The sequence below is a fragment of the Paenibacillus apis genome, assembly GCF_018333295.1.
Lineage (GTDB): Bacteria > Bacillota > Bacilli > Paenibacillales > Paenibacillaceae > Fontibacillus > Fontibacillus antibioticophila.
In genome coordinates this window covers 1-255 of record NZ_BORS01000085.1, presented here as the reverse complement: position 1 = coordinate 255, position 255 = coordinate 1, and the positions used below count along the sequence as shown (strand labels likewise).

Below are 255 nucleotides of genomic sequence, written 5' to 3'. Positions count from 1 at the left end.
ATTGCTCCGCCTTTCATTACCTCCCCATGCGGCAAGGTAAATTATCTGGTATTAGCTACCGTTTCCGGTAGTTATCCCAGTCTTACGGGCAGGTTGCCTACGTGTTACTCACCCGTCCGCCGCTAACCATCAGGAGTGCAAGCACTCCATCAAGTCCGCTCGACTTGCATGTATTAGGCACGCCGCCAGCGTTCGTCCTGAGCCAGGATCAAACTCTCCAATAAAGTGTTTGACTTGCTCATTTCAAAACTGACG

Annotated in this window: 1 rRNA gene; it reads right to left on the bottom strand. The window is 51.0% G+C overall.

The annotated features are described in order from the left end of the window. Positions 1-224 (bottom strand): 16S ribosomal RNA (locus KI362_RS25430); the annotation flags it as partial. Between the last annotated feature and the right edge of the window lie 31 nt (positions 225-255).